This is a genomic window from Curtobacterium sp. 22159 (assembly GCF_052045775.1).
Classification (GTDB): Bacteria; Actinomycetota; Actinomycetes; order Actinomycetales; family Microbacteriaceae; genus Curtobacterium.
In genome coordinates this window covers 18366-31580 of sequence record NZ_JBQEPN010000017.1, presented here as the reverse complement: position 1 = coordinate 31580, position 13215 = coordinate 18366, and the positions used below count along the sequence as shown (strand labels likewise).

The 13215-nt window shown below is 70.2% G+C and carries 18 protein-coding genes; 14 read left to right on the top strand and 4 right to left on the bottom strand.

Annotation, left to right across the window (positions count from 1 at the left end; all coding sequences use genetic code 11):
• The first annotated feature begins 13 nt into the window (after window positions 1-13).
• Entirely contained in the window at window positions 14-601 is a 588-nt protein-coding gene (locus tag ACTJKO_RS16675) for a TetR/AcrR family transcriptional regulator (protein ID WP_440690354.1), read from the top strand.
• Between the two features lie 76 nt (window positions 602-677).
• Here the strand turns inward: ACTJKO_RS16675 and ACTJKO_RS16670 are convergent, their stop codons facing one another.
• The gene (locus ACTJKO_RS16670; protein ID WP_440690352.1) at window positions 678-1373 is read right to left on the bottom strand and encodes a potassium channel family protein; all 696 of its coding nucleotides are present in this window, start codon (window positions 1371-1373) and stop codon (window positions 678-680) included.
• Window positions 1366-2799 (bottom strand): TrkH family potassium uptake protein, encoded by a 1434-nt coding sequence (locus ACTJKO_RS16665; RefSeq protein ID WP_440690350.1) that lies wholly within the window; start codon window positions 2797-2799, stop codon window positions 1366-1368. Before ACTJKO_RS16665 ends, ACTJKO_RS16670 begins: the two co-directional genes overlap by 8 nt.
• Before the next feature lie 72 nt (window positions 2800-2871).
• On the opposite strand from ACTJKO_RS16665, the gene ACTJKO_RS16660 reads away from it, so the two are divergent.
• The 5 genes from ACTJKO_RS16660 (at window position 2872) to ACTJKO_RS16640 (ending at window position 4487) form a co-directional block, all read left to right on the top strand.
• Window positions 2872-3387, top strand: a complete 516-nt coding sequence (locus ACTJKO_RS16660; protein ID WP_440690348.1) for an ArsR/SmtB family transcription factor — start codon at window positions 2872-2874, stop codon at window positions 3385-3387.
• A gap of 79 nt (window positions 3388-3466) precedes the next feature.
• On the top strand, window positions 3467-3661 hold the full coding sequence (locus ACTJKO_RS16655) for a helix-turn-helix domain-containing protein (protein ID WP_111080648.1): 195 nt from the start codon (window positions 3467-3469) through the stop codon (window positions 3659-3661).
• A gap of 120 nt (window positions 3662-3781) precedes the next feature.
• Window positions 3782-3880, top strand: coding sequence for a 30S ribosomal protein bS22 (locus tag ACTJKO_RS16650; RefSeq protein WP_003792170.1), 99 nt, complete (start codon window positions 3782-3784; stop codon window positions 3878-3880).
• Between the two features lie 62 nt (window positions 3881-3942).
• Window positions 3943-4197, top strand: a complete 255-nt coding sequence (locus ACTJKO_RS16645; protein ID WP_440690346.1) for a glutaredoxin family protein — start codon at window positions 3943-3945, stop codon at window positions 4195-4197.
• On the top strand, window positions 4194-4487 hold the full coding sequence (locus ACTJKO_RS16640; RefSeq protein ID WP_440690344.1) for a Dabb family protein: 294 nt from the start codon (window positions 4194-4196) through the stop codon (window positions 4485-4487). The genes ACTJKO_RS16645 and ACTJKO_RS16640 overlap by 4 nt, the downstream gene beginning before the upstream one ends.
• A gap of 2 nt (window positions 4488-4489) precedes the next feature.
• Here the strand turns inward: ACTJKO_RS16640 and aspS are convergent, their stop codons facing one another.
• Window positions 4490-5830 (bottom strand): aspartate--tRNA(Asn) ligase, encoded by a 1341-nt coding sequence (aspS, locus tag ACTJKO_RS16635; RefSeq protein WP_440690342.1) that lies wholly within the window; start codon window positions 5828-5830, stop codon window positions 4490-4492.
• Between the two features lie 147 nt (window positions 5831-5977).
• Here aspS and ACTJKO_RS16630 point away from each other — a divergent pair, with 147 nt between their 5' ends.
• Both ACTJKO_RS16630 and ACTJKO_RS16625 read left to right on the top strand, forming a co-directional pair.
• Window positions 5978-6319 (top strand): hypothetical protein, encoded by a 342-nt coding sequence (locus ACTJKO_RS16630; protein ID WP_440690340.1) that lies wholly within the window; start codon window positions 5978-5980, stop codon window positions 6317-6319.
• A complete protein-coding gene (locus tag ACTJKO_RS16625) occupies window positions 6316-6516 on the top strand; it encodes a hypothetical protein (RefSeq protein WP_440690339.1) in 201 nt (66 codons plus the stop codon). The genes ACTJKO_RS16630 and ACTJKO_RS16625 overlap by 4 nt, the downstream gene beginning before the upstream one ends.
• On the opposite strand, the gene ACTJKO_RS16620 is transcribed toward ACTJKO_RS16625, so the two are convergent.
• Entirely contained in the window at window positions 6493-6867 is a 375-nt protein-coding gene (locus ACTJKO_RS16620) for a MerR family transcriptional regulator (RefSeq protein WP_440690405.1), read from the bottom strand. The genes ACTJKO_RS16625 and ACTJKO_RS16620 overlap by 24 nt on opposite strands.
• Window positions 6868-6927: 60 nt before the next feature.
• Between ACTJKO_RS16620 and ACTJKO_RS16615 the strand changes: the two genes are divergently transcribed.
• The 6 genes from ACTJKO_RS16615 (at window position 6928) to ccsB (ending at window position 13159) form a co-directional block, all read left to right on the top strand.
• Window positions 6928-8418 (top strand): SulP family inorganic anion transporter, encoded by a 1491-nt coding sequence (locus ACTJKO_RS16615; RefSeq protein ID WP_440690337.1) that lies wholly within the window; start codon window positions 6928-6930, stop codon window positions 8416-8418.
• A gap of 68 nt (window positions 8419-8486) precedes the next feature.
• Window positions 8487-9143: a histidine phosphatase family protein gene (locus ACTJKO_RS16610; protein ID WP_440690335.1), complete on the top strand. Its 657-nt coding sequence runs from the start codon at window positions 8487-8489 to the stop codon at window positions 9141-9143.
• Window positions 9140-9754, top strand: coding sequence for a TlpA family protein disulfide reductase (locus tag ACTJKO_RS16605; protein ID WP_440690333.1), 615 nt, complete (start codon window positions 9140-9142; stop codon window positions 9752-9754). Before ACTJKO_RS16610 ends, ACTJKO_RS16605 begins: the two co-directional genes overlap by 4 nt.
• Before the next feature lie 45 nt (window positions 9755-9799).
• Complete coding sequence (locus tag ACTJKO_RS16600; protein WP_440690403.1) at window positions 9800-10498, top strand: cytochrome c biogenesis CcdA family protein; 699 nt, start codon at window positions 9800-9802, stop codon at window positions 10496-10498.
• 13 nt (window positions 10499-10511) lie between these two features.
• Window positions 10512-12158 carry a cytochrome c biogenesis protein ResB gene (gene resB / locus ACTJKO_RS16595; protein ID WP_440690331.1) on the top strand — a complete coding sequence of 549 codons (1647 nt, stop codon included), beginning with the start codon at window positions 10512-10514 and terminating at the stop codon, window positions 12156-12158.
• A 5-nt stretch (window positions 12159-12163) separates the two neighbouring features.
• Entirely contained in the window at window positions 12164-13159 is a 996-nt protein-coding gene (ccsB, locus tag ACTJKO_RS16590) for a c-type cytochrome biogenesis protein CcsB (RefSeq protein ID WP_440690401.1), read from the top strand.
• The last annotated feature ends 56 nt before the right edge of the window (window positions 13160-13215 follow it).

The following is a 13215-nucleotide window of genomic DNA, read 5'->3' as shown; positions in this document are numbered from 1 at the left end:
CGAAGGGAGTGTCATGCCCAGGACCGCGCCCCGCGGGGGACCGGAGACCCGTGCACGCATCGCCGAGACCGCGTCCGGCATGTTCGTCGAGCACGGCTTCGACCAGGTCACCGTCGCACAGGTCGCGAAGGCCGCGGGCGTCTCGAGCGTCACCGTGTTCAAGCACTTCCCCCGCAAGGAGGACCTCTTCCTGGACCGGTCCGCCGAGACCGTCGCGCTGTTCGTCGGAGCGGTGGCCGACGTGCCCGCCGACCGGGTGCTGGACGCTCTGGAGTCGACCGCACGTCGCCTGCTCGACGACCGCGCGCCGGTGTCCGGGCTCGCCGACGGGTCCGAGACCTTCTTCCGCACGGTGGCGCAGTCCCAGGCGTTGCAGTCCCGTGCCCTCGAACTCGCTGCGGACGCCCAGGGCGCGCTCGCCGAGGCGACCGGGGACTCGCTCCTCGCGGCGCTCTTCGTCGCCGGCTACGCGACCGTCTTCGTCGGCACGGCGCGCCGGATCCTCGCGGACGAGGACCGCGATGCGGTCGCGGCGGCGCACCGCGCCGGCCTCGACCGGCTGTTCGCTGCCCTCCGGAGCGGGATCGCGCCCGGGAGGTGAGGGGCGGCGGACGGGAGGCGGTGCGCGGTCCGGCACCGCGCCTCCCGGCCCGCACGCACCCACCCGGGTGTGCCGGTCACTCGAGCGCCGCGAACCGCTCCAGGTCGCCCTCGGTGCCGGAGACGATGATGACGTCGTCCTGACCGATGACGCTCTCCGGCGTGGCCGGGACGAAGGCCTTCCCGGGCGTCTTGATGCCGAGCACCGTCAGGCCGAACCGCGTGCGGATGACCGTCGTCGCGAGGTCCTTCCCGCGGACCGCGGCCGGCGGGAACATCTTTACGACGGCGAAGTCGTCGTCGAACTCGATGAAGTCGAGCATCCGGCCGGAGACGAGGTGCGCCGTCCGCTCGCCGGCCTCGCGCTCCGGGTAGACGACGTGGTTCGCGCCGATCCGGGACAGGATCGTGCCGTGTGACCGGCTGACGGCCTTCGCCCAGATCTGTGGGATCCCGAGATCGACCAGGTTCGCGGTGATGAGGACGCTCGACTCGAGGTCGGAGCCGATGCCGACGACCGCGATCGCGAAGTCCTGCGCGCCGATCTGCCGGAGCGCGTCGATGTCGGTCGCGTCGGCCTGGACGGCGTGCGTCACCCGGTCGGACCACTTCTGGACGAGCCCGGCGTCCGTGTCGACCACGAGCACCTCGCGCTGCTGCCGTTCGAGCTGCCCGGCGGTCGCCGCCCCGAACCGGCCGAGGCCGATCACGAGGACGGGCGCGTCGTGGCTGACGGCACCGGTGACGGGGTGGGGTGAGCGGCGGTCAGCCAACGATCGGCCTCTCCTCGGGGCGGCGGAACAACTGCCGGCTCTGGCTGGCGGCCAGGGCTGCGGCGATCGTCACTGTACCGACACGTCCGAGGAACATGGTCGCGGCGAGGACGTACTTGCCGGACTCCGGCAGGTTCTCGGAGACGCCCGAGGACAACCCGCACGTCGCGAACGCGGAGATCACCTCGAACAGGACCCGGTCGAGCGACTCGTGCGTGATCTGGAGCAGCACGACGGTGGCGACGGCGACGATCGTCGCTCCCCACAGCACGACCGCGACCGCGACCCGGAGGACGTCGCTCGGGATGCGGCGGCCGAACGCCTCCATGCTCCGCCGACCGCGGGCCTCGGCGACCGCCGCCAGGAACAGCACGGCGAGGGTCGTGACCTTGATGCCGCCGGCGGTCGACGCGGAGCCGCCGCCGATGAACATGAGCATGTCGGTGACGAGCAGGCTGGAGCCGTGCAGCTGGTCGAAGTCGACGAGGGAGAACCCGCCCGACCGGGTCATCGTCGACAGGAACAGCGCCTGGAACGCGGTGCGACCGGCGCCCTCCTGCCCGAACGTCTCCGGGTTCGAGGCCTCGAGCGCGATGTACACGACGGCGCCGCCGACGAGCAGCACCCCGCTGGTCGCCAGGGTGAGCTTGACGTGGATGGGCCAGCGGCGCGGGTTCCGGAGCTGCTTCGTGAGCGCACGGATGACCGGGAAGCCGATCGATCCCGCGACGACGCCGAGCATGAGCAGCGACAGGAACCAGTAGTCGTGCGCGAACGGTGCCAGTCCGGTGTCGTTCGGGACGAAGCCCGTGTTCGTGAACGCCATCGCCGCGTAGTAGAAGGAGTCACCGACGGCCGACCAGAAGGGGATGCCCGCGACCAGCACCGACGGCAGGAGCAGGAGCCCGAGCGCCACCTCGATGGTCAGCGTGCTCACCGCCACCGTCGCGAGCAGCGTCCCGACCTCGCCGAGCCGCACCGCCTGACCCTCCGGCACGGCGCCGTGATGGGTGCGGAGCGGGTTCGAGTCGCCGGCCGCGATGAGCTTGGCGCGCAGACCGAGCCGACGCGTCACCACCAGACCGAGGATCGAGGCGAAGGTGAGCACGCCGACCGCGCCGATCTGGGTGCCGATCACCACGAGGGTCTTGCCGAACACCGACCAGTGCGTCGCCATGTCCACCGTCGCGAGACCGGTCACGCAGACGACCGACGCGGCGGTGAAGAGGGCGTCGGAGAACGGCGTCGAGGATCCGTCCGAGGATGCCCACGGCGTCATGAACAGCGACGTGAACACGAAGATCAGCGCGACGAAGACGACGATCGCCAGACGCGACGGCGACGAGCGCAGCACCGACAGTGCGCGGTTCCCCTGCCGTCGCCGTGCTGTCACTTGAGCGGGGAGGGGCTCGTGCCGGTCGAGCATCGTATGCCTCCGGGGACATGGGCGGGACGGTTCGTCATGGTACATCCGAGACGCCCCGGCTAGCCTTGCCGCATGGCCGACATCTTCAGCGTCGTGGCGGACCCGACCAGACGGGAGCTGCTCGGAGCGCTCCTGTCCGCGTACGGATCGGACGTCACCGGCGGTGAGCTGAGCGTCGGACAGCTCGTCGCGAAGCTCGGCGTCAGCCAGCCGACCGTCTCGAAGCACCTGCGCGTGCTGCGCGACATCGGCCTCGTGACGAGCCGGGAAGAAGGGCAGCACCGCTTCTACCGGCTCGACCCGGAGCCGCTCGTCGGGATCGAGGAGTGGGTGCTGCAGTTCACCGGCGCGGTCGACGCGGACGGCACCCCGGCGACCACCGCCTGGACGCTCGACGGGCAGCCGGTGTCGGTCCGCCGCAACGGATCGGCGGGCAAGGCGACCGTCGAGGTGGGGACCGAACTCGGCCGCGTCATGGCCGAGGCGTCCTACCGCGCGACCGCCGTCGTGACCGGCGCGCAGCAGGGCTGGGAGCGCGTCGTCGACCGCGGTCGGAAGCGTTTCACCCGCCGCGCCGACGACGACTGAGCACCTCCTGGACACGGAGTCGCACGGGCCCCTACAGTTACCAGAGACCACACAGGTCACACATACCCGAAGGTGGACCATGACCGGCAGTTTCGACGACGTCCGCTTCCTCACGGTCGCTGAGGTGGCCGAGATGATGCGCGTCTCAAAGATGACGGTCTACCGCATGGTCCACGCCGGCGAACTGCCCGCGATCCGCTTCGGCCGCTCGTTCCGCGTGCCCGAGTCCGCCGTGGCCGAGGTGCTGCGCGGCGGGATCGCCGACGTCGGCTGACCGGGTCCCGAACCGCGCCGTTCGACATCGCGTCAGCGCTCCGCTAGACTCGGCGGGGTTGTTTTTCCGCGGTCTCGTTGGCCCGGTGTCCACACAACATCAGTCCGAGTGAGGTCCGTTATGGGTTCTGTCATCAAGAAGCGCCGCAAGCGCATGGCGAAGAAGAAGCACCGCAAGCTCCTTCGCAAGACGCGTCACCAGCGTCGCAACAAGAAGTAAGTCCAGCACTTGCACTCGAAGCCCCGGTCCGCCGGGGCTTTCGTGTGTCCTAGGGTGGTGCCATGCCCGCCGTGACCCTGCTGACGAAACCCGGCTGCCACCTGTGCGACGACGCCCGTCCGATCGTCGAACGCGTCGTGGCGGAACACCCGGGGGTGACGCTGCAGGAACGGTCCATCCTCGACGACGACGCCCTCCGCGAGGAGTACGCGGAGGACATCCCGGTCGTCCTGGTCGACGGGCGTGTCCACAGCAACTGGCACGTCGACGCCGATCGGCTGCACCGTGCCCTCGAGAAGGCCGAGGCCCGCGCATGATCCACCACGTCGTCTCCTGGACCCTGCGGGAGGACCTCGACCACGCCTCGTCGGTGGACCGCATCCGTGAGCTCCTCACCGGCCTGGTCGGTGTGGTCGCCTCGATCCGCTCCCTCGAGGTCGTCGAGAACGTCGCCTACCCGGGCAAGAACCAGGACGTCGCCGTCGTCGCCACGTTCGACGACCTCGCCGGGCTCGACGAGTACCAGGTCCACCCCGACCACCAGGCCGCGGCCGCGGAGATCCGCGGGCTCGTCACGGGGCGGGCGGCCATCGACTGGCAGAGCTGAGCCTACGGCGTGAGGCGCGTCGGACCGCGGAAGAGGTAGGTGACCTCGCGGATGGACGGCTCGTGCAGCGCGAGCATGAGCACGCGAGCGAGCCCCATGCCGAAGCCGCCGTGCGGCGGGACGCCGTACCGGAAGAAGTCCAGGTACCAGTCGATCTCGGCGGTGTCGAGACCCTTCTCCTCCGCCTGCGCCGCGAGGCGCTCGACACGGTGCTCACGCTGCGCGCCCGTCGAGATCTCGGCGCCGTTGAAGAGGAGGTCGTAGCTGTTCGTGAGGGTCGGGTCGTCGTCGTGCCGCATGTGGTAATACGGCCGGATCGACGCGTCGTAGTCGGTCACGAAGACGAACTCCGAGCCGTGCGTCTCCTTCGCCCAGGCGCTCACGCGACGCTCGCCCTCGGGGTCGAGGTCGCCGTCGGCACGGACGACCTCGTAGCCGCTGTCGGCCACGATCTTCCGCGCCTCGGCCAGCGTGACGCGGGGGAAGGGGGCGGACGGCACGACGAACTCGAAGCCGAAGACCTCCTCGATCTCCTTGCCGTACTTCTCCTTCACCGCGGTGAAGCCGGCGACGAGGAGCTCCTCGTGCATCGCCATGACGTCCTCGTGGGACTCGACCCACGAGATCTCCGCGTCGACGCTCGTGAACTCGGTCGCGTGGCGGCTCGTGAACGACGGGTCGGCGCGGAAGGCGTCGGCGATCTCGAACACCGCGCCGAAGCCGGCCGGCTGTGCCATCTGCTTGAAGTTCTGCGGCGACTGGGCGAGGTACGCGGTCGTCTCGAAGTACTCGAGCTGGAACAGCTCGGCACGGGACTCGGACGCCGAGGCCATGAGCTTCGGGGTGTGGATCTCGATGTAGTCGCGCTCGACCCAGTAGGTGCGGAACGCGTGCTCCAGCGTCGTCTGGATGCGGAAGACGAGGTTCTGCTTGCGGTTGCGCAGGTCGAGGAAGCGCCAGTCGAGACGCTTGTCGAGCGAGGAGTCGTCCGCGATCGGGGTCTCCGGGATCGCGGCGCTGATCACCTCGAGCGAGCCGACCTTGACCTCGAGCCCGCCGAGCTTCACCCGCTCGTCGTGCTTCAGGGTGCCCTGCACGTGGATGAACGTTCCGTGCGCCAGGCCCGAGATCTCGTTCGTGGTGGCGAGCGCGACCTGGGCGGCGTCGTCCCCGTCCGCTGCCTCCCGCGTGGCGGGGTTGACCAGCTGCGCGGCGCCGCTCTCGTCACGGAGGACGACGAACTGCACCTTCTTCTGGTCTCGGACGGTCTCCACCCATCCGGCGACGGAGACGGGACCGTCGGGGCGTGCGGCGAGGTCGGCGATGCGGGTGCGTTCGATCACGGTGGACGAGTCTACCGGGCGCTCGTCCTCCACAGGTCGGTGCGCGTCCACCGCTCTCCACGTGGCGCTCCGGGAGGCGCGGATCGGCTCCGGTGGGTCCGTAGCGTTCCCGACGTGGCCGGGTCGCGAGCTGGAGGGAGGCCCCGCATGACGGCAGGGGTCGAGGGACTCGCGGCATGGCCGCCCGCGGCGGTCGCGACGGTCGTCGCAGCGGTGCTCACCGTGGCGTTCACGTTGGCGGCGGCGGCGGTCGGAGGGCTGTGGGCGGTGCTCCGGTGGCGGCGGGACGTCGCGCGCGAGGAGCGGGATCGCTACTGGTCGCGGGTCACCGTCGTGTTCGAGCTGGTCTCCGGGGAGGACGTGGGGCGGAACGAACTCGGGTACGCCCTCGCTCGGGCGATGTACGACATGCAGAAAGTTCCACCAGGAGAGGAACCGAGTGCCAGGGTGCTCAGGGAACTGCTCGTCGGCGTGAGGAGACGACCATGACGACCGTGATCCATCGGGCACGCGCTCGGTTCGCTCGGTGGGTGCACCGGAACGAGCCGCAGCAGCTCACCGACGACGAACTCGACGCGCTGTGGGCGGAGGCGAAGGTGCTCGCTGCGGACTGGCGCAGCTACATCGACGAACGCAAGCGGGAGATCGAAGCCGCGCGGGCCTCAGGGGACGGAGGCGCGGAGTGAGCCGAGCGTGCCGATGAACTCCTCGGCCATGCCGGCCCGCTCGAGCAGCTCCGCGTGCCGGGCGCGTGCGTCGGCGATGAACTCGTCGAGGCGTGCCGCCAGCGTCGGTTCGTCCTCGGGCTCCGGCGCCGCGAGCCCGTCGACGACCCGGAGCAGCTCGGCCATCTCCTCGAGCGTGAACCCGAGCGGCTTCATGCGACGGATCACCAGCAACCGTTCGAGGTCCTGCTCGGTGTAGACGCGGAAGCCACCGCTCGTCCGCCCGGTCGGCACGAGCAGCCCGACCTCGTCGTAGTGCCGGATGGTGCGGAGCGACATGCCCGCCCGCTCCGCCAGCTCCCCGATGTGCATGGTGCTCACGGAGCGCAACGGTAGCAACCCGACCCTCACGTGACGGTAGAGTCGCCGCCGATGTCCGCCGTCACGCATGCACCGTCCGCTCCGAGCGTCCTGTCCGCCCTCCGTTCTCCGCGCCTGCTGACGCGCGAGGTCCTCGCCGGGGTGGTCACCGCGCTCGCGCTCATCCCGGAGGCGATCTCGTTCTCGGTCGTCGCGGGCGTCGACCCGGCGGTGGGGCTGTTCTCGAGCGTGGTCATCGCCGTCGTCATCTCGATCGTCGGTGGTCGTCCGGCGATGATCTCCGCCGCGGCCGGGTCGGTCGCCCTCGTCATCGCACCGCTCGTGCGCGACCACGGGATCGCCTACCTGGTCCCGACGATCGTGCTCGGCGGCCTGATCCAGATCGTCCTCGGGCTGCTCGGGGTCGCACGGCTCATGCGGTTCATCCCACGGAGCGTCAACGTCGCGTTCGTGAACGCACTCGCCGTCCTCATCTTCACGGCACAGCTGCCGAACCTGTTCGGCGGCGACGTCCCGGTCGTCGTGTGGCCGCTCACCGCACTCGGCATCGCGGTCATCGTCGGCTTCCCGTTCCTGACCAAGGCCGTCCCGGCGCCGCTCGTCGCCGTCGTGGTCATCACCGCGATCACGATCGTGTTCGGCGTCGCCGTCCCCACGGTCGGCGACGAGGGCGCGCTCCCCACCGCGCTGCCCGGGTTCCACGGCATCGCGGCGCCGTTCACCCTCGGCACGCTCCAGCTCATCGCGCCGTACGCGTTCGGTGTCGCGATCGTCGGGCTCATCGAGACGCTCCTCACCGCACAGCTCGTCGACTCGATCACCGAGACGGGGTCGAGCAAGTGGCGCGAGTCGTGGGGGCAGGGCATCGCCAACGTCGCCTCGGCGTTCTTCGGGGGCACCGGCGGCTGCGCCATGATCGGGCAGACGGTGATCAACGTGAAGACGGCGGGTGCCCGCACGCGCGTCTCGACCTTCGTCGCCGGTGCCTCGGTCCTCGTGCTCACCATCGTGCTGCACGACGTCGTGGCCGAGATCCCGATGGCCGCCCTCACGGCCGTGATGATCATGGTCTGCGTCGCGACGTTCGACTGGCACAGCATCCGCCCGCGCACCCTCCGCCGCATGCCGCTCGGGGAGACCGCGGTGATGGTGATCACCGTGGTGGTGGTCGTCGCGACCGACAACCTCGCGACGGGCGTACTGGTCGGCGTCGTCGTCGCGGCGCTCGTCTTCGCGAGGCGGGCCGCCCACGTCGTGTCGGTGGTGCGCGAGGTCGTCGACGATCGCACCGTGCGGTATCGCGTCCGCGGGGCGCTCTTCTTCGCCTCCTCGAACGACCTCGTCACCCGGTTCTCCTACGCGCAGGACCCGGAGCGCGTGCTCATCGACATGTCGGACGCGCACGTGTTCGACGCCAGCACCGTCGCCGCACTGGACGGCGTGGAGCAGCGGTTCGCCCAGCACGGCTCGACCGTCGAGGTGGTGCACCTCGACACGGCGTCGACGGCGCTGCACGGTCGGCTGTCCGGCGAGCTCGGCTGAAGGGTTCCGCATCCGGTGAACCACCTGTGCGGGCGGTGGGAACGGCGGAGCGACCTAGACTGGAACCCATGCCCGCGACCCGAATCCACCTCCTCCGTCACGGCGAGGTGCACAACCCGGACCGTGTGCTGTACGGACGGCTGCCGGGCTTCGGCCTGAGCGACCTCGGCAAGCAGATGGCACTCGCGTCGGCGACCGCGTGGAAGGACGCCGGGGTGGACGTCCGTCGCATCGTGGCCTCCCCGCTGCAGCGCACGCAGGAGTCCGCCGCGCCGTGGGCCGACGCGTACGGGCTCGACGTCGCCCTCGACGAGCGGCTCATCGAGCCCACCAACCGGTACGAGGGACAGCCCCCCGGCTTCACGAAGCGCTCGCTGGGGCGCCCCGCGGAATGGCCCTGGATCGCGAACCCGTTCCGGCCGAGCTGGGGCGAGGCGTACGAGTCCATCGCGAACCGCATGCTCGCGGCCGTCGCGACGGCGTGGGAGAGCGTCGACGAGGGCGACGTCGTCCTCGTGAGCCACCAGCTCCCCATCTGGATGGTGCACCGCCGCCTCGCCGGCGAGCCGCTCTGGCACGACCCGAGGAAGCGTCGCTGCGACCTCTCGAGCATCACGACCCTCGAGCGTGTACCCGCCACCTCGTCCGGCCGTCTCACCGAGGTCGGGTACGCGGATCCGGCGCGGGCACTGCGCGCGACCGCCATCGACGAAGGAGCAGTGTGAGCGTCATCAGCAAGCGGTTCGCGGTCCTCGCGGCCACCGCGGTCACGGCCGCCCTCGTCCTGACCGGCTGCTCGTCCGACAACGACTCGCTGTCGAAGCAGTACGGCAACGGGACGACGCAGAACTACATCTCCGGCGACGGAGCGGTGACCGAGGTCGCCGCGGACAAGCGCACGGACGCCGTGGACTTCCGGGCGAAGGACACGGACGGCGCCACCGTCTCGTCGAAGGCACTGCGGGGCAAGGTCGTGGTCCTCAACTTCTGGTACGCCGGATGCCCGCCGTGCCGTGCCGAGGCGAAGTACCTCAACCGGGTGCACGACGAGTTCGCCGGCAAGGACGTCGCGTTCATCGGCGTGAACGTCCGCGACGAGAAGGCCACGGCGGCGGCGTTCGAGCGCACCTTCAAGGTGGACTACCCGACCGTCCTCGACGCGCAGTCCGGCACGATGCAGCTCGCGCTCTCGGGCCAGATCGCACCGAACGCGGTGCCGGCCACGATCGTCCTCGACAAGCAGGGGCGCGTCGCCGCCCGCGTCCTCGGTGCGGTCGACGGCCCGGGCATCCTCGACACCCTCGTCTCCGACGAGCTGTCGGGCAAGGCCTCCTGACCCGTGTCCAGCAACCCGTTCGCCGACGCGATCCTCAGCGGGCAGATGGCCGTGGCGCTGCCCGTCGCGGCGCTCGCCGGGCTCGTGTCGTTCCTCTCACCGTGCGTGCTGCCGCTCGTGCCGGGGTACCTCGGCTACGTCGGCGGTGTCGCCGACGGCGGGCAGCGCCGGGGTCGCGTCGTGCTCGGGGTGCTGCTGTTCATCCTCGGCTTCACGGCGGTCTTCGTGGCGTACACCACGGTGTTCGGCGCGCTCGGGTTCTGGCTGGTCCGCTGGCGTGACCTCATCACGCAGGTCCTCGGCGTCGTGGTGATCGCGATGGGGCTCGTCTTCGTCGGTCGGTTCACCTTCCTGCAGCGCACCGTCAAGCCGGGGTGGACCCCGGCGACCGGCCTCGTCGGGGCGCCCCTGCTCGGCATCGTGTTCGGCCTCGGCTGGACCCCCTGCCTCGGCCCGACGCTCGCCGCCATCAACCTGCTCAGCGTGCAGTCCGGCAGCGCCTGGCAGGGGATGTGGCTCGGCGTCGCGTACTGCCTCGGGCTGGGGATCCCGTTCGTGCTCGTCGCGCTCGGCGCCGGCTGGGCCACGGGTGCCATCCGCGCCGTGAAGCGCCACATGCGCACCGTCAACATCATCGGAGGAGCGATCCTGATCGTCATCGGTCTGCTCATGGTCACCGGCATCTGGTCGGCCGTCATGTCGAGCGTCGGGGCGGTGATCCAGAGCTTTGTCCCCGCGGTCTGACAGTGAGAACACCGTGACCGAGACGGACGGCACGGACGTCGTCGCCGACCCGCAGCGGCCGTCCGACCACGTCGACGGCTCCGGCCCTGGCGACGGCGGGGTCAACCAGCCGAAGCTCGGCGTCGTCGGCTACCTCCGGTTCTTCTGGCGGCAGCTCACCAGCATGCGGACGGCGCTCTTCCTCCTCATGCTGCTGGCGCTGGCGGCCATCCCGGGTTCCCTCGTGCCGCAGCGCACGGCCGACCCGAACGGCGTCGTCCAGTACAAGGCGGACCATCCGCAGCTGTTCCCGGTGCTCGACAAGCTCCAGGTGTTCGACACCTACACGTCGGTCTGGTTCTCGGCGATCTACCTGCTCCTGTTCGTCTCCCTGATCGGCTGCATCGTCCCGCGCACGAAGCACCACTGGCAGGCGCTCCGCACCCGTCCGCCGAAGACCCCGGTGCGCCTGGCGCGCCTGGCCGGCTACCGCAAGGTGGCCGTCGAGGGCGGCGAGGCGACCCCGGAGCAGGCCGTGACGCGCGCGATGTCGCTCCTCAAGCGCTCCGGCTACCGCGTGGAACGCTTCGGTGACTCCGTCAGTGCCGAGCGCGGCTACCTGCGCGAGACCGGCAACCTCGTGTTCCACGCGGCGCTCGTCGGCGTGCTCCTGGCCGTCGGGGTCGGCGGCGGGTTCGGGTACACCGGGCAGCGGCTCCTCGTCGAGGGGCAGACCTTCTCGAACGTGCTCGGCTCGTACGACTCGTTCAACCCCGGTCGCTGGTTCCAGCAGTCGGACCTCAAGGGCTACAACCTGACGCTCGACAAGTTCGTGACGAAGTACGAGGAGCGGAACCTCGACGCGCTCGGCCAGGCGCTCGACTACTCCGCCACCGTGACCACGCGGCAGCAGGGCCAGGCGCCGAAGACGAGCCGGCTCGGTGTGAACGACCCGGTGAGCGTCGGCGGCACGAACGTCTACCTGCTCGGCAACGGCTACGCCATGCAGGTGACCGTGCGGGACGGTGAGGGCAACGTGGCGTTCAAGGACACGGTGCCGTTCCTGCCCGAGGACGCCAACTACACCTCGACGGGTGTCATCAAGGTGCCGGACGCCGTGCCGGACCAGCTCGGCATGGTCGGGTTCTTCTACCCGACGGCGTCGAAGCTGTCCACGGGTGCGTACACCAGCGCGTACCCGGACGACCAGAACCCGATGCTGACCCTGCAGGTGTACACGGGCGACCTCGGTCTCGACGACGGCGTCCCGCAGAGCGTGTACACGCTCGACACGAGCGGCCTCAAGCAGATCGCCGGCCGGCAGTCCGACGCCGCGAGCGTCGAGCTGAAGCCGGGGCAGACGAAGAAGCTGCCGGGGAACGCCGGCTCCATCACGTTCGACGGCGTGAAGCGCTACGTCTCGCTCGACGTGCACCACGACCCGTCGCAGCTGTGGGTCGGCGGCTTCGCGGTGCTGTCGGTGCTCGGCCTGCTGACGTCACTGTTCGTCCCGCGCCGTCGCGTGTGGGTCAAGGTGGTGCCGCGAGCGGGCGCCGACCAGGGGGAGTACGACCTCGAGTACGCGGGCCTCGCCCGTGGCGAGGACCCCAACCTCGAACGGGCCGTGGCGGACATCGCGCAGCGGCACACGTCGGACCTCGGAGTTAGGATGCCCCAGTGAACGACATGACCACGAACCTGGCGACCTACTCGGTCGTGCTGACGTACTCGGCCATGGCGGTCTACGTCGTCGCGTTCATCGCGTTCGCCCTCGACGTCGCGAAGCGCTCCGGTGACGTCGCGGCCGGTGCCGCCAGCGCCGACGCGCCCCGTGCCAGCGCCGCCGCGAAGACCGTCGCGACCGTCCAGGGCGGGACCGTCGTCCTCGAGAAGGTCGACGAGTCCTCCGACACCGGCGGGGTCCGCCGGGGCGGGACGCGCTTCGAGCGTGTCGGCATGGCGATGACGATCCTCGCGCTCGTGCTGCACGTCGGTTCCATCGTGCTGCGCGGCATCGCGGCCGACCGGGTGCCGTGGGGCAACATGTTCGAGTTCTCGCTCACCGGCACCGGCCTGATCATCCTGATCTTCCTGCTCGTGCAGCTGTGGCAGAACCTGAAGTTCCTCGGGGTGTTCATCACCGGGCTGACGATCATCCTGCTCGGCATCGCGACGGTGAACTACTACGTGCCCGTGCGACCGCTCGTGCCCGCGCTCGAGTCGTACTGGCTCGTCATCCACGTGTTCGTCGCCATCGCCGGCACCGGGTTCTTCGCACTCGGCGCCGGGCTGGCCGTGGCGCAGCTCGTGCAGACCTACCGGCAGGGTCGCTCGATCTCCGGCAAGCTCCGCTTCATGGACACGCTGCCCGACGCCGACCGGCTCGAGGTGCTCACGTACCGCGTGCTCCTCGTCGGGTTCGTGCTGTGGACCTTCACGCTCATCGCTGGTGCGATCTGGGCCGAACGTGCCTGGGGTCGCTACTGGGGCTGGGACACGAAGGAGGTCTGGACGTTCATCATCTGGGTCGTCTACGCCGGGTACATCCACGCGCGCGCGACCCGCGGGTGGCGTGGCGCGCGGTCCTCGTGGCTGGCGCTCATCGGCTTCGCCGCGGTGATGTTCAACTTCTCCGTCGTGAACGTCTTCTTCAAGGGCCTGCACAGCTACTCGGGCCTGTGACGTCGGCGGGCTCCTGAGCCCGCACCCGTCGGACGGGAGGCGCGGTGCCGGCTGGC